This is a genomic window from Nostoc sp. ChiVER01, from assembly GCF_034531155.1.
GTDB lineage: Bacteria > Cyanobacteriota > Cyanobacteriia > Cyanobacteriales > Nostocaceae > Nostoc.
On record NZ_JAVRBS010000014.1, the window covers coordinates 181,467 to 206,381 of the forward strand.

A 24,915-nucleotide genomic window follows, 5' to 3' on the forward strand; every position below is an offset into this window, starting at 1 on the left:
ACTCTGTTCAATTTCCATGCACAAGAGGTACAAATGAGCAAGGAATATGACCCCGCAAAACTAGAATTAACAAACTTAGAACCTATCACTAATAGTGACTTGATTGCTCCACAAGCTGTAGACATCAAAATTGAAAAGCTAGAGAACCGACAACGACGTGTTTTTGCCAAAATTCAAATTCCCTATTCATTAGAGCAAGTTTGGCAGGTTCTCACAGACTATGAAGCTTTTACTGAGTTCATGCCCAATTTTACGCAAAGTAGACGCTTGGCTCATCCAACTGGAGGTATTCGTGTAGAACAAGTCCGCACGAAAAGTTTCATGGGGATGAAGGTATCGACCAAATTAGTTGTAGATATCGAAGAAAACTTTCCCTCTAAAATTCATTATCAACAAGTTGAGGGAGACTTTAAGAACTTCTCTGGTTACTGGCAGTTAAAACCTTGGAATCTATCGCCCGATCAAGATGGAGTGGAGCTTTCATATAACTTCTTGATTTGGCCAAAGCCAATTTTACCAGGCGCATTAGTAGAACACGTTTTGAGCCACGATATACCAGTAAGTATGTTAGCGATTAGAGAGCGAATAGAAAAGCTATTTAGTCGTGGATAGATGACTAATAGTTTATCGCATTAGTTTTGCTAGAAAAATTAGCTTTTCAACTTCTTTCTTTTTCCTTGTTATTTGCGAATTTTGGTTACTTTGTAGTTCGTTATTTTACAGTGCATTCATGCAATGAACCAACTAGGTAAACAAGTTTGTAGTTAAAGCATTTCTGGAATGGTGTTCTTTAAATAGTTTGAGAGAATTCCCCAATGTTTGATACTTATTGCTACACAACTAAAGGTGGAGTGTACATATCTCGCTCCATCACTGAGACACTGATCGAGACTGCGATTAATGAAGTCTTATCACTTATTGATTCTCAACGTGGAGGTTTATTTTCCAGTAGTTACGAATATCCTGGAAGATATAAAAGATGGGCAATAGGTTTTGTTAATCCACCCTTAGAACTCGTTACTACTGACAACTTTTTTACACTTACAGCCCATAACGATCGCGGCGTAGTGCTATTGCAGTATTTAGCAGAGCGTTTGTTTGGGCGATCGCAACTCCAGATAGTTAATTGGGAAACGAAGCATTTATCTGGATTAATTCGACCAACAGAACATTTATTTTCCGAAGAAGAGCGCAGCAAACAACCATCTGTTTTCAACATCGTTCGGGAAATCTTATCTGCTTTTGAGAGTCCAGAAGATCAACATTTAGGGCTGTATGGTGCATTTGGCTACGATTTGGTTTTCCAATTTGAACCAATGCCAAAGCAGCTTGAACGTTCTGTCGATCAGCGAGATATGTTGTTATATCTACCTGATGAACTGTTAATTGTTGACTACTACCAGCAACGTGCATTCAGGGTGCAGTATGAATTTGAGACTAAGCATGGTAGTACTAGAGGTTTGCCAAAGAGTGGTGAAATCATTGATTACAAAGGAAAATTCCATACCCCCACTCAACCCTGCGATCACAAACCAGATGAGTATGCTCTTCAAGTTGAGAAAGCACTTAATTATTTCCGTCGAGGTGATTTCTTTGAAGTAGTTCCTAGTCAAAACTTCTTTCAAGGCTGCCAAAAGTCCCCAGCAGAACTTTTCCGAAAGTTACAGCAAATAAATCCTAGTCCCTATGGATTTATCTGCAATTTGGGTGGAGAATATTTGATTGGTGCATCTCCAGAAATGTTTGTACGCGTCGAAGGGAAGCGTGTTGAAACTTGCCCAATCAGTGGCACTATCAAGCGTGGAAAAAATGCCATTGAGGATGCGACACAAATTCTTCAGCTACTCAACTCACGCAAAGATGAAGCTGAACTGACAATGTGTACTGACGTTGACCGCAACGACAAATCCCGAATCTGCGAACCTGGGTCAGTGCGAGTAATTGGCCGCCGCCAAATAGAGTTGTATAGTCATTTGATCCATACAGTAGATCACGTCGAAGGCTTAATCAGACCTGAATTTGATGCCTTGGATGCATTTCTTACTCATCTGTGGGCAGTCACAGTCACAGGAGCGCCCAAAAGAGCAGCAATGCAATTTATTGAACAGCATGAGCGTAGCCCTCGACGTTGGTATGGTGGAGCAGTTGGTTACTTCACTTTCAAAGGCGACTTGAACACCGGTCTGATTCTGCGAACAATTCAACTTAAAGACTCAATTGCAGAAGTGCGTGCGGGTGCGACAGTTCTTTATGACTCAATTCCAGAAGCCGAAGCCCAAGAAACTTTAACTAAAGCAGCAGCTTTGTTTCAAACGCTCTACCAGACTCAGCAAAAGTCCAACTTGTCATGCAGTTTAAACCTTAGCAATCGAGCTAAAACTGAAACAAACAAGCGTGTCTTACTAATTGACCACGAAGACTCATTTGTACATACACTTGCTAACTATATCCGCTCTTCTGGTGCCACAGTTAAAACACTACGTCATGGCTTCTGTGAACAAATTCTAGATATTGAATCTCCAGACATCGTTGTACTATCTCCTGGCCCTGGTAGACCTAGTGACTTTAATCTGTCCAAAACAGTTGCAAGCTGCATACGTCGAAGAATCCCAATTTTTGGGGTTTGTTTGGGGTTACAAGGAATTGTTGAAGCTTTTGGGGGTGAATTAGGAGTTCTTGAGTATCCGCAACATGGAAAATCGGCTCGTGTTGTTGTTACAGCGCCAGAATCTGGGATATTTCAAGGTTTACCCCAATCCTTTGAAGTTGGTAGATATCATTCGTTATTTGCTCTACCCGATCGCCTTCCTCAAGAATTGCAAGTTACAGCTATTTCAGAAGATGGTGTGATTATGGGCATTGAGCATAAAACCCTTCCAATTGCTGCACTCCAGTTTCACCCAGAATCGATCATGACTCTTTCTGATGAAGTAGGTCTATCAATTATTAAGAATGTCGTGCGTATGTACACACGAGAGTGCAATTTCTCACATCCACAGCTAGAAACTACTGGTAACAAAGATGTTATCCATCGTGCCGTATTGTCTGTCTCTTAAATTCAAGTGATGACTATGCAGACTGATCGCCATCCTTTAACTTTATTTACTACTAATACCAAGCCGCGCCATATCCTTGAAGAGATTGTGTGGCAAAAAAAGCAAGAAGTTGCACTTAGAAGTCAGCAATTGTGTTTAGAAGATTTACAAAATCAGATAAGTACTGCCCCTGCTACGCGAGATTTCTTAAGTGCGCTGCAACAAAGCCCAACCAAACCCAGCTTAATTGCAGAAGTCAAAAAAGCCTCACCTAGTAAAGGAGTAATTCGAGCTAACTTTGAACCAGTCAAAATTGCACAGGCTTATTCACAAGGTGGAGCAACTTGTATATCAGTACTAACTGATGAAAAATTCTTTCAAGGCAGTTTTGACTATTTGCAGACGATTCGACAAAATGTTTCATTACCACTGCTGTGTAAAGAGTTCATCATTGATCCTTATCAAATATATCTAGCACGAGCAGCTGGCGCTGATGCTGTACTTTTGATTGCAGCCATTCTGTCAGACCAAAACCTCAAAGAATTTTTGCAAATTGCCTACAGTTTAGGCATGAACGCTCTGATAGAGGTACATACTCTAGCAGAACTAGACCGAGTACTAACGCTCAAAGACTTGCGTTTAGTAGGTATCAATAACCGTAATCTCGAAGATTTCACGGTTGATTTAGGAACTACACAGCATTTATTGGCAGAACGAAGAGAAAAGTTAAACAGTTTAAACATCACTGTTGTTAGTGAGTCTGGTATACACACAAAAGCTGATTTAGCTCTTGTGGCTGATGCTGGTGCTAGTGCTGTTTTAGTGGGAGAGTCTTTAGTCAAACAAACCGATCTAGTCCAAGCAGTACTCGATCTGCGGACAAATTTTTAGCCATTCACTTACTTTGTTAGACAAACTATGAGGACGACTTCTATCTCTCATTGCTTCGAGACTTTACGAAATCGCAATCAGTGCGCCTTAATTCCCTTTATTACTGCTGGCGATCCAGATTTAGAAATAACAGCAGAAGCTCTACGGGTTTTGGATCGTCACGGTGCCGATCTGATTGAATTGGGTGTTCCTTACTCAGATCCTTTGGCAGATGGGCCTGTAATTCAAGCAGCAGCAACCCGCGCTCTGCAACGGGGCATTCGTTTAGATCAAGTTCTGGAAATGGTTCGGACTATTAGTCCTAGCCTCAAAACACCTCTAATCTTATTTACTTACTACAACCCCATTTTGAACCGAGGTGTTGAGCAGTTCTTGCAACAAATAGCTCAAGCAGGCATTGCTGGTTTGGTAGTACCTGATTTACCATTGGAGGAAGCAGAAAATTTATTACAGCTAGCCACCAAGTATGGTATCGAAGTGATTTTGTTGGTAGCTCCTACTAGTTCAGTTGAACGTATTGAAGCGATCGCTCGTCAGTCTCAGGGATTCGTTTATTTAGTCAGTGTCACTGGTGTCACTGGTATACGCTCCGAACTCCAACTGCATGTTAAAGATTTACTCACAGATTTGCATAGTGTCACTGACAAACCTATTGCTGTTGGTTTTGGCATTTCTAGACCTGAACAAGCTCGTCAGGTGATGGATTGGGGTGCAAATGCTGTGATCGTGGGTAGTGCCTTTGTGAAATGTTTGGTTAAAGGGACAGCGACTCAAAGGCTGTTGGCAGTTGAAAAACTTTGTCGAAGTCTGAAAGCAGCAATTACTGCATCAAATAACTAATTCAGGGGAATCTCATCGTGGTAATCACAAAAGATATTTATGCTCTCGCTCCCAGAGCAAGCAAACCTGATATATTGGGTCGATTTGGACGCTTTGGAGGCCAGTACGTTCCTGAAACTTTAATGTCAGCGCTCAGTGAGCTAGAGAGAGCTTACCAGCACTATCGTACAGTTCCTACTTTCCAATATGAGTTACAAAACCTCATGCAGGATTATGTAGGACGACCCAGCCCTCTTTACTTTGCTGAACGTTTGACTGCTCATTATGCCAAACCTGATGGCACAGGGCCACAAATCTACCTCAAACGTGAAGATTTAAACCATACAGGCGCTCACAAGATTAATAACGCTCTAGCTCAGGTGTTATTAGCAAAGCGAATGGGCAAAAAACGGATTATTGCAGAGACAGGAGCAGGTCAGCACGGGGTTGCTACAGCCACAGTTTGCGCTCGCTTTGGTTTAGACTGCGTAATCTATATGGGCATCCATGATATGGAGCGGCAAGCTCTAAATGTGTTTCGGATGAAGTTGATGGGGGCAGAAGTTCGTCCTGTGGAAGCAGGAACAGGAACTTTAAAAGATGCTACTTCCGAAGCAATCCGAGATTGGGTAACTAATGTCGAAACTACTCATTACATTCTCGGTTCTGTTGCTGGGCCTCATCCTTATCCGATGATGGTGCGTGATTTTCAGGCTGTGATTGGACAAGAAACTCGCACTCAGTGTCAGGATAAATGGGGAGGATTACCAGATATTCTCCTGGCTTGTGTAGGAGGTGGTTCTAATGCGATCGGACTTTTCCACGAGTTTGTCGATGAACCAAGTGTGCGACTAATTGGAGTAGAAGCAGCAGGTGAAGGCGTTAACTCCCAAAAACATGCTGCTACTCTCACTCGCGGACGAGTTGGCGTTTTGCATGGTGCAATGAGCTATTTGCTACAAGATGACGATGGTCAAATAATCGAGGCACATTCGATTAGCGCTGGGCTAGATTATCCTGGTGTGGGGCCTGAGCATAGTTATTTGAAGGACATCGGACGTGTTGAATACCACAGCGTCACCGATCAAGAGGCTTTACAAGCATTCCAGCGTCTTTCGCGGTTAGAGGGAATAATTCCGGCTCTAGAAACTGCCCATGCGATCGCATATCTCGAAACTCTTTGCCCTGAAATAGGAGGAAGTCCACGAATTATCCTCAGTTGCTCTGGACGAGGAGATAAAGATGTGCATACCGTTATTCAATTCTTGAATGCTATCTAATTAACTCTGTTGTAAAAATTTGGGAAAATTTGAGATGATAGCGGCAATTCCTACATTAAATGCAGACAAGGCATTAACTTTTGATTCTCAAGATTGGTCTACCTTACTGCAACAACTGCTAGACCGTCAGTCCCTTTCTGTACTCCAAGCCAAAAATTTGATGCAAGGTTGGTTAACAGAAGCCATCCCCATAGCACAATCAGGAGCAATTTTGGCAGCAATTCAAGCCAAGGGAGTAGCTCCTGAAGAGTTGGTTGGTCTATCGCAAGTTTTGCGACAGCAGTCATTACAATTAGGAACTAGTAATGCTATCAACTCCTATCCTTTGATTGACACTTGTGGGACTGGTGGAGATGGAGCCTCAACTTTCAATATTTCTACAGCTGTAGCTTTCGTGGTTGCAGCCGCAGGAATCAAAGTTGCCAAGCATGGCAATCGTTCAGCATCTAGTCAAGCTGGATCGGCGGATGTCCTAGAAACGCTGGGTCTGAATCTCTATACCAGCAGCGATCGCATAATCGCAGCCCTTGACGAAGTTGGGATAACGTTTTTATTTGCACCAACATGGCATCCTGCTTTCAAGGTGGTGTCACCTCTGCGTAAAACGTTGAAAATCCGTACTGTCTTTAACTTATTAGGCCCCTTACTCAATCCTTTACCACTTACAGGGCAAGTTATCGGAGTTTATAATCCTAACTTAATGAACACAATCGCCCAGGCTTTAAATCAATTAGGCACTTGCCGAGCGATCGTTCTTCATGGACGTGAAAAACTGGATGAGGCAGGACTAGCAGATTTGACTGACATGGTTGTGTTGGCAGACAAACAACTACATCAAATAACTTTGAATCCTCAAGATTTGGGATTGAAACCTGCTGCAACTACTCAGTTAGCAGGTGGAAATGCCAAGGAAAATGCTGAAATTCTCAAAGCTGTACTTCAAGGAAAAGGCACTCAGGCGCAGCAAGATGTTGTGGCTTTGAACGCAGCGCTAGCTTTACAGGTTGGCGAAGCGATCACTTCCACAGATGAAATTAACTTCTATGCAAAAGGGGTAACTCTTGCTAAAGATATCTTACAAAGTGGAGAAGCCTGGATGAAGTTAGAACAGTTAATCCGAATTCTGCATTAGGTAAAAAAAGTATCTACATACTTTACAAACGTAAAATTCACTGCGTTTGGATTTATGTTGGTTGATTTCTTTGACTTTTTCTCGTTTGACAAAATACTTCATGAAACCTTTAGGAGCAATATTCTCATGGCACAGAACATAAAGAACATTGTAATTGTTGGTGGTGGTTCTGCTGGTTGGATGACCGCAGCATATTTGAGCAAGGCTTTGGATAAAAATGTTCAGATTACCCTAATTGAGTCATCTAACATCACAACAGTGGGAGTTGGTGAAGCGACCTTCAGTACCATTAAGCTATTCTTTGATTTTCTCGGTTTGCAAGAACACGAATGGATGCCAAAATGCAATGCTACTTATAAAATGGCAATTAAGTTTGTCAATTGGAACTCTCAAGGACAATACTTTTACCATCCTTTTCAAAGATATGAAACGGTAGATGGTTTTGATATCTCCGAATGGTGGCTAAAAACAAAGAGACATGAAGCACCATTTGATTACTCCTGCTTTATGATTCCTTTGTTATGCGATCTGAAGCGCTCTCCCAGACATTTTAACGGAGAAGTTTTTGACAATAAAGCTCAAGATTTGTTTACCCAAGAGATTACCACTCAGAAAAATGTCTTGGCTGATTTAAAAGCTCAGTACCCTTACGCCTATCATTTTGATGCCAACTTACTGGCAAGATTCTTAAAAGATTATGGGAAGCAGAGAGGTGTAAGACAGATTGTTGATGATGTAGTAGATGTTCATTTAGGTGAAGATGGCAGTATAGATGATGTCAAAACCAAAGAACATGGGACTATTAAAGGCGATTTATTTATAGATTGTACTGGCTTCCGTGGTTTATTAATCAATAAAGCTCTTGGTGAACCATTTATTTCCTTCTCGGAGTCACTACTGTGCGATAGTGCGATCGCTATGCAAATACCCACTAATATCAAGAAAAATGGCATCAATCCTTATACAACAGCAACTGCGCTCTCATCTGGTTGGGTCTGGAACATCCCTCTGTATGGAAGAGTTGGCACAGGGTATGTTTACTCAAGTGCGTTTATCTCTAAAGAAGAGGCGGAAACTGAATTTAGACAGCACTTGGGAGAAGGTGCCAATGATTGCAGAGCTTCACATATCAAGATGAGAATTGGTAGAAACAGAAACTCATGGGTGAAGAACTGTGTAGCTATTGGTCTTTCTAGTGGTTTTGTTGAACCACTAGAGTCTACCGGCATATTCTTTATTCAGCATGGTATTGAAGAGTTAGTCAACAACTTACCAGACACTTCCTTTAATGAGGATGTAATTAAAAACTACAACAAAACTGTTGCTAATTGCATAGATGGTGTTCGAGACTTTTTGACACTTCATTATTGTGCTAGTAATAGAGCAGACACAGAGTTCTGGAAGGCAAGCAAGCGCGACATCGTAATTTCTGAAGAACTACAAGAAAGATTGAGATTGTGGAAGAGTAGACTACCAAACAACAAGAGCATCAATCCGAACTATCACGGTTTTGAGTCCTATTCCTATTCTGTAATGTTGTTAGGGTTAAATTACCTTCCTGAAAACAATTTACCTGTATTGAATCATATTGAAGACCAAAAAGCTATAGCAACATTTGATGCAATTAAGGAAAGAACAAATTACCTTAGTGCTACCTTACCATCTCAATATGAATACTTAACTTACGTGATCAAGTCTCAAGAACAGTCTGAATATCTGAGCGAAAATGAATTAGTTCGCTCTTTGGTTACGACTTAAGTGTATTAAGCTGTTTCTGGCCTAACATTACATGTTAATCATGCTGCTCTGTGGAATGCTAAGTCATTTCACAGAGCCTCTCTCGGTGTTCCATCGACATTAGAGAATCTATCAGGATCAAATCAAATGCAATGTATTTTAGAAAATTAATACTAATCATCTCGGGAGATTTAAACCATGCACAAAATCGTTACAATTTCCGGTAATTCTTCTTTCAACTCTCGCTCTGCTGCAATCTTAAACTATGCTCAAGAACTTTGTACCAAACATCAAATCGAAATAGCATCTATTACAGTACGCGATCTCCCTCCAGAGGATTTGATTTACGGAAACTTTGAGAGTCCAGAGGTGAAAAGACTACAGCTTCTCGTTGGGCAAGCAGAGGCAGTAATTATTTCTACACCTGTTTACAATTCCTCCTACACAGGAATACTAAAGACTTTGCTAGATTTAATGCCTCAGTATGCTTTTGGTGGTAAAACTATCCTGCCAATTGTTACAGGTGGATCAATCAATCATTTACTGTCAATTGACTATGCGATTAAGCCTCTGTTCTCAGCAATGGGAGCTACTCACATTCTCAAGGGAGTTTACGTCGTCAGTTCACAAATTCAGTTTAATGAGCAGAAAGAAATCCAATTAGATAGCGATATTGAGCAGAGATTAAAAGCTTCTATTCAAGAACTTGTTAATACTTTGACACAGAAAAAATTGGTGGCAGTGTAGTTTTATTGACCAGAAAAAGGCAGAGAGCAGAAGTAAAGAATTGATTTTATCTCTGCCAATATGATTAATTGCTAATGATGATATTGGTAAACTCGCCCCTAAAAGTTCAAAAATCCAATATCAGTTTTATAGTACATTCAGAAAAAATAATATGTAATTATGAACAAAATAGCAAATTTTACTAATAATGTACGAGTGACTTACTCTACTTCTGCTGCTTTCACACCAACTGTTGTTGCTCTGGGAAAGTTTGACGGTCTGCATTGTGGTCATCAACAAGTCATTCAACCTATTTTGAATCACATCAGAACGCAGGAGTCCGGGAAGAAAAACCGATCGCTAACTAAAGAACATATTTACCCCACAGTTGTCACTTTTAATCCGCATCCACAAGAGTTTTTTACGGGAAAACCTTGGCCTTTACTGACACCCTTGCAAGAGAAAGTGCAAGAGCTACAAAATTGTGGTGTAGAACAACTAGTATTATTACCTTTTGATAAAGAATTAACTACTTTAAGTCCGCAAGATTTTGTAGAAAAGATTTTAGTGCAACAGCTAAAAGCTCAAATGATCAGTGTAGGAGAGGACTTTCGCTTTGGAAAGCACCGTAGTGGAACTACTAGTGATTTACAGGATATCGCAGCTAAATTTAATATTCCTGTTGTCATTGTTCCTAATTACTCTTTTCAAGGCGAACGTATTAGCAGTTCTTCTATTCGCCAAGCCTTAGCTAAAGGTGACATGCACCGTGTTAAGGTACTATTAAACTATCCTTATAATTTCACAGGGAAAGTTGTTAAAGTACAGCAGTTGGATAGAAGCATCGGCTTTTCACCTGCTAAAATTCAATTAACAGCTAACAAGTTACTACCTCGGCATGGTGTATATGCGGTGCGAGTATTCATTGTCAATGAGACTGTAGATGCTTCATCTTTATCTAACCAACTTTTGCCTATAGGTATAGGAGTTATGAATGTTGCTCATCATTTAATAGTCAATGATACCTATCCATCTGTAGAAGTACACCTATTGGACTGGTTAGGCGATTTGTATGACAAGACATTAATAGTACAATTAGAAGAATTTTTACGACCAGAGCAAAAGTTCTCCTCCTCAGAAACCCTCAAAGCACAGATTACAGCCGACTGTGCCAAAGCCAGATATCTATTGTTACGATCAACTAATTTAGAGAAATTCGCAGGCTGATAAGCTGTAGTGCTTGATGAATAACGGTCTTATGCCATATTGAACTTCAATGAGCAATAGAAAGACTTAAGTTTATTCTTAACTTGCTGTTCTTGAGTGCAAAAAATTTTGCAAGTGATTTAGTATCAACTTAATTGCTCAAAAGTCAGAGGTTTTGGGATGAATCTATGTGATCTAAACATTAGAGAGTAAAGAATTAGATTGTTCAAAAACCATTATAGATATACACTCTTGCCTGCTCAAAACTATTATTTCTAGTACTAAACGGGTAAGGGTAAATTCTTACAGCAGAAAATAGCAAACAGGAAATAGTGAGCAGGCTTGAAAGTCAGTAAAGCCAGATAACAACCTTTAATCTATTTAATTTGCTGAACATGAGTACTAAATTTCAAACTCCCAACACAAAAACAGATATTTCGCTGAAAGGATCAATCGCGTCTTCTGTTTTATCGCCATCTTCACTATCGTTGCTGTATCCACCTTTTGCAGATATATCAAATATCTGCTCGGAGAATATTGCGCCTTCAGTTGGCAATGAAGTGTCAGTGGCTTCTGCGGTAGTCAAGATGCTAGAAAAAATGGGAGTGCAATATGCGTTTGGTGTTTCGGGGGGAGCGATCGCACCTTTATGGCACAGCCTCGAAAATAGCTCAATCCAAGTGATTCACTTTCGGCACGAAGCCGGAGCAGCGTTTGCAGCTACAGAGGCACACTTTACTAGCGATCGCCCAGTCGTAGTATTTACTACAGCCGGGCCGGGGATCACAAACGCAATCACAGGACTATATGCAGCACGTTGGGACGGTGCAAAAGTTATCTTTTTATCGCCGTCCACCTCAGCATCACAGCGAGGAATGTGGGCTTTCCAAGAAACCAGCGCTTACACAATGCCCAGTGCGGATATATTTACCACAGGAAAACTATTTCATTATGCAACGACTTTAGAAAGCGGCGAACAATTGCCAGAAATTGCACGTAGGCTAGTGCTGGGTTTAGCTAGACCGGGTGGTTTTGTCGCCCATTTGAGTATTCCAACAGCAGTGCAGACAAGTACAGCCAAAACATCTTGGTCAAAAGTCAATCTCACTGCACCAGGAGTCACAGTCAGTGAGGAAACAGTTTCAGAATGTGCAGAGTTACTTTCTAAAGGAAAATTCGCCATCTGGGTAGGCTTTGGGGCTAGAAATGCAGCTAAGGAAATTCGGCAGTTAGCAGAAACAACAGGTGCAGCAGTGATGTGTTCGCCACGGGGTAAAGGAATTTTTCCCGAAGACCATCCGCAATTTATAGGCAGTACAGGCTTCGCTGGACACAAATCAGTCTTGAGATATATGCAACAATCTCGACCATTGCACACTCTAGTTTTAGGAACACGATTAGGAGAACTCACCTCTTTTTGGAATCCCGCAATGATTCCTTTGCAGAGTTTTTTGCATGTTGATATTGACCCAGAAGTACCAGGAACAGCCTATCCAACTGCCCAAACAGTAGCCATTCAGTCGGATGTGAAATTATTTGTGCGATCGCTACTTAAGCATTTACCAAAAAGTCCTATTGAAACACAGCAGTCATTACCCAAACCTGAGTGTGAAATATTCTCATCATTAAACACAGGTGCAGTGCGACCAGAGGTATTGATGAATGCAATTCAACAGGTAATTGTGGATGGCAGTGATGCCTTGATCATTGCAGAAGCCGGCAACTCTTTTGCTTGGGGAAATTACATGCTGCGATTTGCCCAACCCGAACGTTACCGTGTTAGTACCGGATTTGGGGCTATGGGTCATGCTGTCACAGGTGTTGTAGGTGCTGCCCTAGCCCGGAATGGCAAAGCTGTAGCCATAGTGGGAGATGGTGCGATGTTGATGAACAGTGAGGTAAGTACGGCTGTCAAATATAAAATTCCTGCCGTTTGGATTGTACTCAACGACTCATGTTACAACATGTGCGCTCAAGGAACAACAATGCAGGGATTTAACAATCTTGATATAGAAATTCCCCAAGGGGATTTCGTTAAAATTGCCCAAGGAATGGGAGCTGATGGTATCCGTATCGAAACAGAATCTGACATTCAGCTAGCCCTAAAGAAAGCGATGCTCTCTCCAGTTCCATTTGTTGTTGATGTAGTAATTGATCCGACTCGGCTAGCACCGATTGGCAGCCGCATTGAGAATCTAATTTTGCAAAATACTAGTGTTTGAGAAAAAATTTATGATAGCGTGTCAATCTGTAGGAATTAGCTCACTTGCCTTAAGCTTCCCAACCATTAAGCGTACAAAAAACTACTACAGAGAAAATTATCCTGATTTAATTGCTCATGCAGAGCAAAAAAACTTAGCAAAGCTAATGTCACAAGATAATTTGGCTGCTTGCAACGAATTTGACTCCCAAATGCTGCCCTATTTATCAGATCCCTTTCGGGGAACTGTTGAGAAAAGGATACTTGGGCCAGGCGAGTCGTCACTGACCTTGGAGTATCGTGCCGCTAAAGATGCTCTAGAGGCAGCAAAGCTTTCCCTTGACGATGTTGATCTTTTAATTGTCGGCTCATTCTTACCTGAACATATCGGCTTTGGTAATGCTGCCTTCCTCGCCCGCGAACTGGGATTAACTTGTGGTGCATGGAACCTTGATGCAAGCTGTGGTAGTACCCCTGTAGCGCTACAAACTGCCTGTGCTTTAGTGCAATCAGGAGGATACCGCAATGTATTGGTTGTGATCTCCTGTACTTACTCTCGTTTTTTCAACGAGGACGATACTCTCTCTTGGTTTTTTAGCGATGGTGCTGGCGCAATGGTTGTCAGTCCGCTCAAAGCAAACCAAGGCATTCTCAGCACCAAATCTGTAAATACCAATATGTTGTGTGACCAGTTCTCCTTTCAACTCACACCAGATGAGCAGGGCAAAGCACAATTACGTATGCAGGTAGATAAGGGTACAAACAAAGTAATCAGTAGAACATCTGCGGGGCTTCTACGTCAGTGTTGCGAGGGAGCAGTTGCTGCTGCTGATGTCAGTTTCGACCAAATTGATTTTTTCATTTTCAATACACCTACTGCCTGGTTTGCCGACTTTTGTACACAAGTACTAAGTATTGATTCAGAACGCACAATCAACACTTACCCTCTCTATGCAAACATTGGGCCAGCACTGACTTTAGCTAATTTATATCACGCTGCCCAGTTGGGTAAGATTCGTGAAAATGATTTAGTTCTCATTTATGGCTTTGGTGCAGCCAGTAGTGCCACTGCAAATGTAATGCGTTGGGGAAAAGTGGCTTTAGGTTCCGATCCACATCTCAATTTACCTGAATCGGCAGTGAAAACTTCAATAATGAGCCTTGCTTCTTGTTAACCTAAGTTCAACATATTAGATTTAACATATTTTCAAAGCTTTCACTGCTCGGCTACCGTGTACACACAAGTTAAAAAACTCACTTGACATTATCGTATACGGTAGCCTTCCCTAGCAGGCAAGGGGCTGGAATTCTGTTCAATACTCAACTGCGCCCAAGGCTTTCATAGTAGCAATAGTTACTGGACTTACACCTGTTACACCATTAATATTCATACCTTCGTAGGATTTAGAGCTTTTCAAAGTTTTCTGACACTCACCAGTTTTGAAATTCCAAAGCTTAATCGTCTCATCTTCACTGCTACTTGCTAGGGTTTGACCATCAGGACTAAAAGTAACTGACCAAACAAACTTAGAATGTCCAGTCAAAGTTCTGATGCACTTACCTGTGCTGATATCCCACAGTTTCACCGTATGGTCGCCACTACCGCTTGCTAGTATATGAGCATCTAGAAAAGCTACTGAGTGTACAGAACTGGCATGTCCCTCTAAGGTTTTAAGATGCCGTCCTGTGCTGACATCCCACAACTTAATTGTTTGGTCACTACTACCACTTGCCAACGTGCAACCATCGGGGCTGAAGATGAGTGACCAAATCCAATCAGTATGACTATCCAAAGTTTGAAGGCAAAGACCAGTACTGACATCCCACAACTTAATTGTTTGGTCATTACTGCCACTTGCTAATAAATCACCATTGGGATTGAAGGCTACTGTCCATACCCAATGAGTATGTCCTTTTAAGGTTTTGACACACTGAGTTGTTTTGGCATCCCACAACTTTACTGTCTGGTCTTGACTGCCGCTTGCTAATAGATGACCATTGCGGCTAAAGGTAATTGATGTGATTCGATTTGTATGTCCTTGTAATGTTTTGAAGCATTGACCAGTGTTAATATCCCATAACTTCACTGTTTGATCTTCACTACCAGTGGCAAGTATAGTATTTTGAGAAAAAGCAACTGATGTAACTCGATTACTATGACCCTGCAAAATTTTTAGGCATCTCCCAGTGCTAACATCCCATAGCTTCACCGTTTGGTCATTATTGCCACTTGCAATATAGTTACTATTAGGGCTAAAGGCAACTGACCACACTCCATTACAATAACCCTGGAAAGTTTTCAGACAAAGACCAGTAGTGACATCCCACAGCTTTACGGTTTGGTCTTCACTGCCACTTGCTAGCGTATAAGTATATGGTCTAAAAGCAACTGAAGATATTCTGCTACTATGACCGTACAGAGTGTTAAGGCACTGACCAGTAGTAACATCCCACAGCTTAACTGTTTGGTCATCACTGCCACTTGCTAAGGTCTGACTATCATAACTAAAGGTAACTGAATTTACACAGTCTTGATGACCATGTAAAGTTTGAATACATTGATATGTAACAGGATTTAATAGCTTTATTGTTTGGTCACAATAACCTATAGCCAAAATTTGACCATCTGGACTAAAGGCGACTGACTTTACTTCACTATCTTGATACTCTAGAGTTTTTAAGCATTGATAGGTTTTAAGATCCCATAGCCTTACCTTTTGGTCATCGCTACCACTGACAAGTATAGTACCTTGAGAATTGAAGGCAACTGATGTAACTCGATTACTATGTCCATGCAAAGTTTTGAGTAGTTGACTACTAGTGGCATCCCATAGTTTCACTGTTTGATCTTCACTACCACTGGCAAGCATAGTACTGTGAGGATGGAAAGCAACTGACCATATCCCACCACTATGATCTTGCAAATTTGCTAGGCATTGTCCACTATTAGCATCCCATAGTTTCACTGTTTGATCGGCGCTACCACTGGCAATAACATAACCATCAGGACTAAAAGTAATCGGCCAAACAAAACCTATATGCCCCCTAATAGTTAGCAGTTGTCTGCCATCTGTAACTTGATACAGGCTAATATCACCGTTCGTATCCCCCATAGCCAAAACTTTCCCATTTGGGTTGAATGCCACGGAATGAATACCACCTATGGTTGCAGCAAAAACACACTTCGCTAAATTAGCATGAGTAAAATTTGTGTTGTGCAAATTCACATATCTCATATCTGCTTGCCAAATAGTCAGATTAGAAAAATCGTAACCAGTTAAATCTGTTTTTAAATGACAAAGCAAATTCAGAATATTTCCAGCTGTATAACTTTGTTCTAGGGGAGATGTTTCTTGTAATCTTGCTAAAATTTGAATAAATTGATTTTCAAGGTTTTTTTTATTTCTATAGTAAGTAAGTAATTTATTAATAAGTGGTTGAATAATGACTTGTATTTGGGTATTAATAATATAGTCTTTGGCTGTCGCTTTCATCAAAGCATGACTCCGAAAAAGCTGGAGGTCTTGAGTGACAATCTCTTCATTAACCTGCTCTATTAACCGTTGAGTTATATACTCCATAACTACAGGTTGTAGCATGAATAGTAATGCGTTTTGTTCAATCAGTGATCGCCGTCTTAAAGATTCCAGAGCTTCTAATAATTTTACTTGTGGTATTGATGAATATATATCTTCTCGCAATTCTAATAGTGAAACTGGCTCAAGATTAATCGCTAACCAGTACATTATTTCTTTTTCTAAATCTAACAAGCGCGAAAACTGCTGGTCTAACAAATCGCAAATATCGCCGAAAACGACTGTTTCTTGCCGCAAAAATTCAGAAATGCTGCCATTAAATAAATCTTGAATGGTTGTCGCAACTATTTTTAAAGCTAAAACATTACCACCATAGCGCTCGACTAAAGTTTTGATCAATTGTGACTCTGATACAGAGATACCCTTCATTTTTAATATTCCCTGCCCATCTTCTGGCTTGAGACCATTCAGCAGTAATGAGCGAACAGATAAGGATTTTCCTTGCTGTGAGGCTACCTCTTTAGGTTTTTCCCTACTTGTCAGTACTAAGCAGCTTTGGTGAGTAGCTTCTCCTACAAGTTTGAGTAACTCACCATACCCCTCATATCCTTCACGATAAATTCCGGCTCGACTTCCATCACGCATAATCGACTCTAGATTATCTAGGATTAGCAAACAGCGATGCTCCCGTAGATAGCTTATTAGTCGTAATATTCTGTCGCCTACGTTTTCTGGTAAGGTAGTTTCTGTTTCTTGATTATCGCTAAGGAATTGGATTAAGTTTGCTAGCAAAGCTTTAACAGATGGAGCTTCTCGCAGCGATCGCCAAATTATATATTCAAAATTGTCCTTAATCTGTTCTGCTAGTTTTATAGCCAGAGCTGTCTTACCAATTCCTCCCATTCCCAGCAGTGCTACTACTCGGCAGTTTTCTCTCAAAACCCATTGCTCTAAAGTAGCTAGTTCTTCTTGTCGTCCATAAAAAACTGATACACAAATTGCTTTTCCCCAATCTTGGTGCTGAGATTGGTCTGAACTGACATAGTAAGTTTTATCTAGTTCTAAATTGAAAGCTTTGAAAAAAAGCTCAAGTGTTAGTTTGTCAACCCCTTCCTCACGGGAAAGTACTTTGGAAATTGTCGCCGTGTTGACTCCAACTCGATCGCTCAAATCTTCAAGAGTATACTTGTTTCCATAATTGTCGTTTAATTCTAACGCTAGTTTGCTCGATTGAAGTTTTTGCAACCCTTCAGGAGTCAGGAGAACACCACGTTTGCGTTTTTGCTTTTTAGGCATTATTATAAGCACCTTTTTTAGTAGGTTTAAATAGTTGGCTTTAAACAACTATGCGTAGTCAGTAACTATGAACATCAGCTATTTTTAACCTTTAATTAACCTATTTTTCATATAGGCACTATGTTTATGAATGAATATTCAAGCAATTATCATGTTAATGCATCTTTGATAGTATATTACCAGAAATGTTAAATGTCAGTACAAAACTTTACATGTTTATTTATACTAATTATAAAAATTCTAAATTAATCAATATAATAGCATCTATTAAAATCAGTAAATGTAATTGAGTTTCTAATATATAGAAGACTGAATATAGGGAAATTTATCTAATGGTAGATGTCGCTATTATGTATAAGTAAATAAAACTGATAATATCAGATAGGTATTAAGATAACCTAAATTTGTATAGTAATACTATTGATATTTTTGGTAATTAATTTGTCAACTTTTAAGTGCATCTTTAAAAACTTCCATAATAGTTAAACTCCCACAACACAATCGATAAATATCTCTGATTTCATTGTCAAAAACTGCTGCGTCTGCTGACTTCGGTAAATTAGTTACTATAGCGTTTCTCAGTTTTAGTTTCTAAATCACAAAAATTCATGATTCTATAAGCTTTAGCATCATTAGATGCACCAACTTTAATTAATCCAGGTTGCTCCGCAAATTCTAGTAACGAAATTGTTTTTTATCCGCAAAACGAAATATTTGTTTTCTTGCAATAATTCTTATATAAATTTTAATCTAGTAAACGTAGATGACCGAAAACCAGTCTCAAATATGACTAAGGACATAAGAAAGCAAACTGCTTGGTCACAGAGGATACATCTCTCAAAAATTGTTTGAAGAGTTATATGAGCGAGGGTTACAGTTAGCCACAAAATCTAAGAAGAAAATGAAAAATCGTTTGGTAAAACACTCAAAATTTTATATTGATTTTATAAATAGCTTTTAAAACGTGTAGCACAAAGCTGAGATGACGTTTAATAGTTGATTGAGAGCAACAGTTGAAATTTGCCTACGTATTAATTATGTAATATTAATTGTGTTTTTCTTTAATTACTTACTTAGTTTTCCCAAAATTGACTAGCTGGTATCTTGACGTTTCCTCAAAACAAAAACTAGAATGACAGTCAGTCTAGTAAACGTTGAATAATTGAATAGAGGAGATAATCTGATGACATACTTCCATACTGCTCAATCTTCTATGCCTGTACTGGTAGTTGGCGCTGGCCCAGTAGGCTTAACGCTAGCTGCCGAGTTAACACGTCATGGTGTTCCGTGTCGCATCATAGATAAAGCTGCACCACGCCCAATCGTAGAGTCGCGTGCTGTTGGCGTTCATACACGCACACTCGAAATCTTCGAGCGTCTTGGTGTTCTGCAAACTGCCCTTGAACAAGGTCGCATTGCCCGTGGAGCTAATTTCTATGGGGATGGACAACAGCTAGTCCATCTGCGACTCGACGAACTCGATGTTCCTTATCCCTTTTCTCTACTGCTTGAGCAAGGTAAAACTGAGCGCCTCCTAGTTGAACATCTTGCTAGCCAAGGGCTAACAGTGGAGCGCCCTGTTGAGTTGATCGCGCTCACGCAAGAAGGAGACATAGTTCACGCTACTTTACGCCATGAGGACGGAAGAATTGAAGAGGTAACGACTGCATATTTAGTAGGTTGTGATGGCGCACACAGCACAGTCCGCCATTTAATAGGCGTGAACTTTCCAGGGCATCCCCATGTAGGGCAGTATGCCTTAGTTGATGTGGATGTTGAGTGGGATCGTACCTGGCCTGATGACCAAATTCATACCTTCTTACGCCCTGAAGGTTTATTAATTCTGGGTCGGCTACCTAGTGGCATTTGGCGCATAGTAGTTACACTGCCTCATGACCAACCAAGGATAGAAGACAAGCAGGCAATACTAGCCTTAATTAAGCATCAGCTGACTTATCACCCCGATGCTGGTATACGCGAGTTGCATACCCCTCTATGGGTTTCTACGTTTCACATCAGTAGCCGTGTGGTTGAACAGATGCGCTACGGGCGTGTATTTCTTGCAGGAGATGCTGCACATATTCATAGTCCTGAAAGTGGTCAAGGCATGAACGCTGGGATGCAAGATACCACGAACTTAGCTTGGAAGCTTGCACTCCATGTACGTGGGCTGGGTGGCGAGGCGCTGTTGGATAGTTATCACGCTGAACGACATCCGATCGTAGTTGAGATTGTAAGAACAACCGAGCTTGTCGAGCGCCTTTTAGAACTGAAGCAACCTCTAGTTGCGAAAGTACGCAACGCTACACTGTCGCTGGCTTGGCATGTGGATGCAATTGAGCGTCAGATGCGGAACGCCTTTGCCGCTAATACCTACAACTACCGCCACAGTCCCTTGGTAGGCGAACACACTCAGTCATTTGTTGAATGGTGGCATGCAATAGCCTACACTGAGCCACACCCATCAGTAGGCGATCGCTTTGATTTTAGCCATGGCCCAACAGCAGGCGATCGCGCACCAGATGCCCGTAACATAGTAGCGCAAGATGGCCAACCACATCGGTTGTTTGAAATTTGGGGTAGCGAAGCACGACATCATTTATTAGTGTTTGCCGGTTTAAAAGAACAACCTCAGCGTTTAGAAGAACTTCGGCAGATAGTTGCCTTGTTGCAATCGCGTTACGGTACACTCATTCAATGTCAATTGGTTTTGTCCCAGCAAGGTGGCAACGAGCAATTTAGCTTATGGGATTCTACAGGTGAACTAAGCCGTCGCTACGGGGCCCAGTTTGAGTGTTTGTACTTAGTGCGACCAGACGGTTATGTTGGCTTCCGTAGTCAGCCTGCCCAGTTACAGCCGTTAGAAGCATTGTTAATGCGCTTACTTGGTAACTCCGTTGAGCTAACGTTGAACTAGTGAAATCATGACGGCAGTAAGGAGATAAAAGAAAACACAATACTGGTGAGAGTGAGTATGCAAGAAAAGAATCCCGACCAAAGAAATTTGATCGATAAGTCCACTTCTCGTTTACCCCGTAGTGATAAACGAGCTCGCATCCTAGCGGCGGCACGCGAAATCCTTGCCCAGAGGCGCTATGAAGATGCAGCTGTCTCAGAAATTGTCAAGCGTGCAAACGTAGCTCAAGGGACTTTTTATCGCTATTTTCCGTCGAAAACAGCTTTAGTAAGCGCACTCGCTGAGGAGTTGCAACGCGATATTACACAAGCAGTAGAACAGATAGCGACCGAGAACCAACCTTTGGACAAGTCGCTAGAAGCCCTGATCCGGGCTGCACTGGCGGCTGCTACACCCTACCGAGACATTTTAGGCATCCTAGATACTGAGGCCCTCTTATTTGGTTCGTCTTCCTCTGCGGAGGAGCGTCGTGAGCCTTACTTACAGCAGCTAATCTTGCTGATCAAACGTGACCAAGCCTGCGGGCGGATTTCATCAAATATAGATCCAGCGATCGCAATTCGGCTTGTGGGCAGTATCCTGGATCGCATGGCACGCGATTGTTTACTTTATCATCCCGAAATTGCCGTCGAACACTATCTTGCAGAGACAGTAGGTTTCGTACGTCGTGCGCTAGGTATGTCATGGAATAACCAAATTAATGACAAACAACTTAGCGCTCAAAACGTAGATGCATCTGTCACCCAGGACTAATACGAATTAGACTTGAGCCATTAGAATTACGCGATCGCGTTTTGCAAGCGGCGAAGAGGCGATCTCGCGCTATACCGAACATTAATTTTTTAATCTGAAGGGGTGACAAAGGGGCTGAAGCCGAGGAAATAAGGAGGTGTGACCGTTTTGGGGTAAAAAAAGATAGGTCAGGTATTCTCAACAACACCTATCAAATGATAATATTACCTAAATTCTACCAGAACTGCTTTCAAAATTTACTGACACCCGCACAGTACAAGATGCTTGAAATTTTGATTATGCTGTTGCAATTTCATAAAACTGTAACGATTGAAAAGCTCTCATTTGTATTTCCACAACCGATAAAATTTGAAAGTAGGCGACGGAGCATTCAAAGGTTTTTATTGTTGCCCCAATTATCAATTCAATACCTCTGGTTTCCAGTACTCAAACGATGGGTTAAAAATAGCCGACAATCATTGAACAAACAAATGATATTCGCCATTGATAGAACGTAGTAGCGTTTACAAAATGTATTTGTAATCAGCATAATTGAACAGAAAAGAGCTATTCCAGTTTATTGGCTATTGTTACCAAAAAGAGGATGTAGCAACTTGGGTGAGCAGAAAAAATTAATACGCCCATTGCTACAGCTATTTAAAGGATATCGAATTCTGGTTCTGGGAGATAGAGAATTTCATAGTATAAAACTGGCGAATTGGTTACATAGCAAAGGAATTGATTTTGTGTTGCGTCAAAAGCAAGGCACTTATATTAGGCAAGGAAATCAGTCATACCAACGTTTACAGTCCTTGGGATTAAATCCTGGGATCTCCTTCTTCTTAATGGGTATTCAAGCTACTAAACAGAAAGGTTTCGCTCAGTTTAATTTACCATTTTCCCTAATCGTGCAACAACGCCGGATATTTGACAAGCCATTTGGTTGTTTACGCTGTAACGCTGCATGAGATTGGTTCGGTGCGTTACTTCGTTAACGCACCCTACAAGATATGCTTACGCACTTAAGTAAGATCCATTCATACGTAGGGTGTGTTAGCACGGAGAGTACGACACCGATAATCAGCATATAGATGGTGCGTTACATTTTATTAACGCACCCTACAAGATCAGCGATCGCACTAAGTTCATCAGCGACAATCCCACAGCCAACCCGAAACATATTAGTGGCGATAACGATAAAATTATGTTATAATGTCTTACCTTTTATAATTGTGCCGTCGTAATAAAATAAAAAGCTATGTCTGCTGCGGGTTGCGCCTACGCATATTTTATGAAATAAGTCTAAGCTAAAAGTAGGTAAATTGCCTTGAAGTAGAAAATATATGAATGACAACAATAAACAGATTTACAATTACACAGTAATTCTGGAAAAAGAATCAGATGGAGGTTATCACGCTTTTTGTCCTGTTCTCAAAGGTTGTCATTCTCAAGGTGATACTTTTGAAGAGGCCATCGAGAATATTACAGAAGCTATTGAATTATATATTGAAAGTTTAAAGGCTGATAATCAGTCAATTCCTCAAGAAGATTTAATTGTTAAGCCTTTAAGTATCTTGGCATGAGTAATTATCCCACTGTTAAAGCTAAAGATTTTATTAGAGTCATTGAACAATTAGGTTTTTATTTTGACCGTCAAAAGGGGAGTCATGCTATTTACAAGGATAGTCATGGACGAAGAGTTGTTGTTCCAATTCATGCGGGAAAAGACTTAAAACAAGGGACGTTTATGGGTATGATTCAAGATATTGGTATTGATAAAGAAACTTTTTTTGAGTTATTGGAAAAATAAATTAAGTGTAATTTTATGCTGTGATGTGGGTACTCAAGCGAATCTACAAGAACAGGCGATCGCCTACGGCACTGCGCTCCGCGCAATCGCACTTACCATAATTAATTGGTTCGGTGCTTTACTTCGTTAACGCACCCTACAAGATATGCTTACGCACTTAAATAAAATCCATTCATACGTAGGGTGTGTTAGCGTCAGCGTAACACACCGATAATTTGCATATAGATGGTGCGTTACATTTCATTAACGCACCCTACAAGATCAGCGATCGCACTGTATAAAGCTTTCAGCCTTAACGTACGATTTTCCCGTTTTGGCACGGTGATGCCAACCTATGCCATTCGTTCCAAGTGATGTATCCGGTAAACACTAAAACGCAAAAGAATAGTCGAATAGACGAATCTGCGTCTTCCAGTTTCTACCTCCCATGCCCCCTGCTTATCATCCTTGTACTCTATATATCTATAGTCTTGCAAACTAGTATTTTGATTTTGAAAATTCCTGTTTTGATTTTTTTGTTTTACTTCGTTTAATAAGCTTTTCTTATCTTGATCATTCATTACTAGTACTGTTGAAGTTGCTTTCTCTCTTTCATTAGCTATATTTTCAGCTTGCTCATCTTCTTGTTCTTCGGTGCTTGCCTCAATAATATGGTTAGAGCGAAAATCTTCTGATAATGCTTCATCAAAAATCAAATTTTCAATTAGATGAATACGTTCTTGGTCTATTCTATTTTGTCTTTCTGTGTCTTCGTCAACAAAAGCTTCGTTAAGACTAGCTTCTACATCAAAACTCAAATCCTGTCGCTCGTCATTTGTGGTTTCTTGTGATTCACTCTCAGATTCACTCTCAGATTCACTCTCAGATTCACTCTCAGATTCACTTTCAGGTCCTCTCCAAAACCTTTGTATACTTTTACTGTCTACAACTCTTGGTAATACCTTCCTCTGAACTGAAAGATTATTCTGCTGGACAACATGTGTGAGTTCATGAGCAATCAACTCTTGTCCACTCTCACTCCCTGGATTATATTCCCCCTGACGAAAGAACACATCCTGCCCTGTAGTAAACGCCTTCGCCTGTATCGACTGGTTCAACTGGTCAGCCGCTGAATCTGTATGCACACGCACGCCGCTAAAGTCAGCCCCAAACGCTTGCTCCATGGGTTCTCTGATGTTATCTGCTAAGGACTGTCCACCCCCCCTTGCCCGTTGTATCCCAGCTTCGACATCTGCTGATGCAGCCATGCCACCGTTTGTTACACGCTGTACTATCGGGCGCATTTGAAGGTCGTCTTTGTCTTCAGACATCTGACGCTGTACTGCTTGGCTTTGACCTGATACCACAGGTGCATTAATCTGCTGTACCACCTCACGCGCTACACTATCTGCTTCCTGCTCGTATTTATCCCCTACCTCACCAATCGTCAGCTTCGCCTGCACTTGTGTTGTGCTTCGAGCAGCTAACAACCGATTCGCCGCCCTATTTCCTATCGTCTCCTGAAGGGTTAAGACCTCATCTGCACTCAGGGAACTGGGATCAGCTTTCGCCCTTTGAACTATCGAATGCACATCATTTGTTATTCCTATTGTTGTCGG

At 40.9% G+C, this 24,915-nt stretch carries 18 protein-coding genes and 1 pseudogene; 17 read left to right on the forward strand and 2 right to left on the reverse strand.

The window, feature by feature from the left end:
• Positions 1-33 precede the first annotated feature (33 nt).
• The 11 genes from RMY00_RS19505 to RMY00_RS19555 all read left to right on the forward strand — a co-directional run bounded on the left by RMY00_RS19505 (position 34) and on the right by RMY00_RS19555 (position 14,201).
• Positions 34-612: an SRPBCC family protein gene (locus RMY00_RS19505; RefSeq protein WP_322649112.1), complete on the forward strand. Its 579-nt coding sequence runs from the start codon at positions 34-36 to the stop codon at positions 610-612.
• Positions 613-815: 203 nt separating this feature from the next.
• Positions 816-3,056: an anthranilate synthase gene (locus tag RMY00_RS19510; RefSeq protein ID WP_322649113.1), complete on the forward strand. Its 2,241-nt coding sequence runs from the start codon at positions 816-818 to the stop codon at positions 3,054-3,056.
• A gap of 9 nt (positions 3,057-3,065) precedes the next feature.
• On the forward strand, positions 3,066-3,926 hold the full coding sequence (gene trpC / locus RMY00_RS19515; RefSeq protein WP_416212080.1) for an indole-3-glycerol phosphate synthase TrpC: 861 nt from the start codon (positions 3,066-3,068) through the stop codon (positions 3,924-3,926).
• Between the two features lie 27 nt (positions 3,927-3,953).
• The gene (trpA, locus tag RMY00_RS19520) at positions 3,954-4,766 is read left to right on the forward strand and encodes a tryptophan synthase subunit alpha (protein ID WP_322649114.1); all 813 of its coding nucleotides are present in this window, start codon (positions 3,954-3,956) and stop codon (positions 4,764-4,766) included.
• 17 nt (positions 4,767-4,783) lie between these two features.
• Positions 4,784-6,025, forward strand: a complete 1,242-nt coding sequence (trpB, locus tag RMY00_RS19525; protein WP_322649115.1) for a tryptophan synthase subunit beta — start codon at positions 4,784-4,786, stop codon at positions 6,023-6,025.
• Positions 6,026-6,059: 34 nt separating this feature from the next.
• Positions 6,060-7,157 carry an anthranilate phosphoribosyltransferase gene (trpD, locus tag RMY00_RS19530; protein WP_322649116.1) on the forward strand — a complete coding sequence of 366 codons (1,098 nt, stop codon included), beginning with the start codon at positions 6,060-6,062 and terminating at the stop codon, positions 7,155-7,157.
• Between the two features lie 126 nt (positions 7,158-7,283).
• Positions 7,284-8,915 (forward strand): tryptophan halogenase family protein, encoded by a 1,632-nt coding sequence (locus RMY00_RS19535; RefSeq protein ID WP_322649117.1) that lies wholly within the window; start codon positions 7,284-7,286, stop codon positions 8,913-8,915.
• 177 nt (positions 8,916-9,092) lie between these two features.
• Positions 9,093-9,641, forward strand: a complete 549-nt coding sequence (gene ssuE / locus RMY00_RS19540; protein WP_322649118.1) for an NADPH-dependent FMN reductase — start codon at positions 9,093-9,095, stop codon at positions 9,639-9,641.
• Between the two features lie 159 nt (positions 9,642-9,800).
• Entirely contained in the window at positions 9,801-10,847 is a 1,047-nt protein-coding gene (locus tag RMY00_RS19545) for a bifunctional riboflavin kinase/FAD synthetase (protein WP_322649119.1), read from the forward strand.
• Between the two features lie 374 nt (positions 10,848-11,221).
• Positions 11,222-13,048, forward strand: a complete 1,827-nt coding sequence (locus RMY00_RS19550) for a ScyA-related TPP-binding enzyme (RefSeq protein WP_322649120.1) — start codon at positions 11,222-11,224, stop codon at positions 13,046-13,048.
• A gap of 10 nt (positions 13,049-13,058) precedes the next feature.
• On the forward strand, positions 13,059-14,201 hold the full coding sequence (locus tag RMY00_RS19555) for a 3-oxoacyl-ACP synthase III family protein (protein ID WP_322649121.1): 1,143 nt from the start codon (positions 13,059-13,061) through the stop codon (positions 14,199-14,201).
• A gap of 138 nt (positions 14,202-14,339) precedes the next feature.
• On the opposite strand, the gene RMY00_RS19560 is transcribed toward RMY00_RS19555, so the two are convergent.
• Entirely contained in the window at positions 14,340-17,858 is a 3,519-nt protein-coding gene (locus RMY00_RS19560) for an NB-ARC domain-containing protein (RefSeq protein WP_322649122.1), read from the reverse strand.
• An 808-nt stretch (positions 17,859-18,666) separates the two neighbouring features.
• Between RMY00_RS19560 and RMY00_RS19570 the strand changes: the two are divergent.
• From RMY00_RS19570 to RMY00_RS19595, 6 genes and pseudogenes are all read left to right on the forward strand, one after another.
• Positions 18,667-18,819, forward strand: a pseudogene (locus RMY00_RS19570) (transposase); the annotation flags it as partial.
• A 222-nt stretch (positions 18,820-19,041) separates the two neighbouring features.
• Positions 19,042-20,775 carry an FAD-dependent monooxygenase gene (locus tag RMY00_RS19575; protein ID WP_322649124.1) on the forward strand — a complete coding sequence of 578 codons (1,734 nt, stop codon included), beginning with the start codon at positions 19,042-19,044 and terminating at the stop codon, positions 20,773-20,775.
• 57 nt (positions 20,776-20,832) lie between these two features.
• Positions 20,833-21,528: a TetR/AcrR family transcriptional regulator gene (locus tag RMY00_RS19580; protein WP_322649125.1), complete on the forward strand. Its 696-nt coding sequence runs from the start codon at positions 20,833-20,835 to the stop codon at positions 21,526-21,528.
• Between the two features lie 623 nt (positions 21,529-22,151).
• Positions 22,152-22,475, forward strand: coding sequence for a hypothetical protein (locus tag RMY00_RS19585; protein WP_416212081.1), 324 nt, complete (start codon positions 22,152-22,154; stop codon positions 22,473-22,475).
• A gap of 375 nt (positions 22,476-22,850) precedes the next feature.
• Positions 22,851-23,090, forward strand: coding sequence for a type II toxin-antitoxin system HicB family antitoxin (locus tag RMY00_RS19590; RefSeq protein ID WP_210616340.1), 240 nt, complete (start codon positions 22,851-22,853; stop codon positions 23,088-23,090).
• On the forward strand, positions 23,087-23,317 hold the full coding sequence (locus tag RMY00_RS19595; RefSeq protein WP_322649127.1) for a type II toxin-antitoxin system HicA family toxin: 231 nt from the start codon (positions 23,087-23,089) through the stop codon (positions 23,315-23,317). The genes RMY00_RS19590 and RMY00_RS19595 overlap by 4 nt, the downstream gene beginning before the upstream one ends.
• Before the next feature lie 332 nt (positions 23,318-23,649).
• Here the strand turns inward: RMY00_RS19595 and RMY00_RS19600 are convergent.
• On the reverse strand, positions 23,650-24,915 hold a 1,266-nt coding region (locus tag RMY00_RS19600), incomplete at its 5' end, for a DUF4157 domain-containing protein (RefSeq protein WP_322649128.1).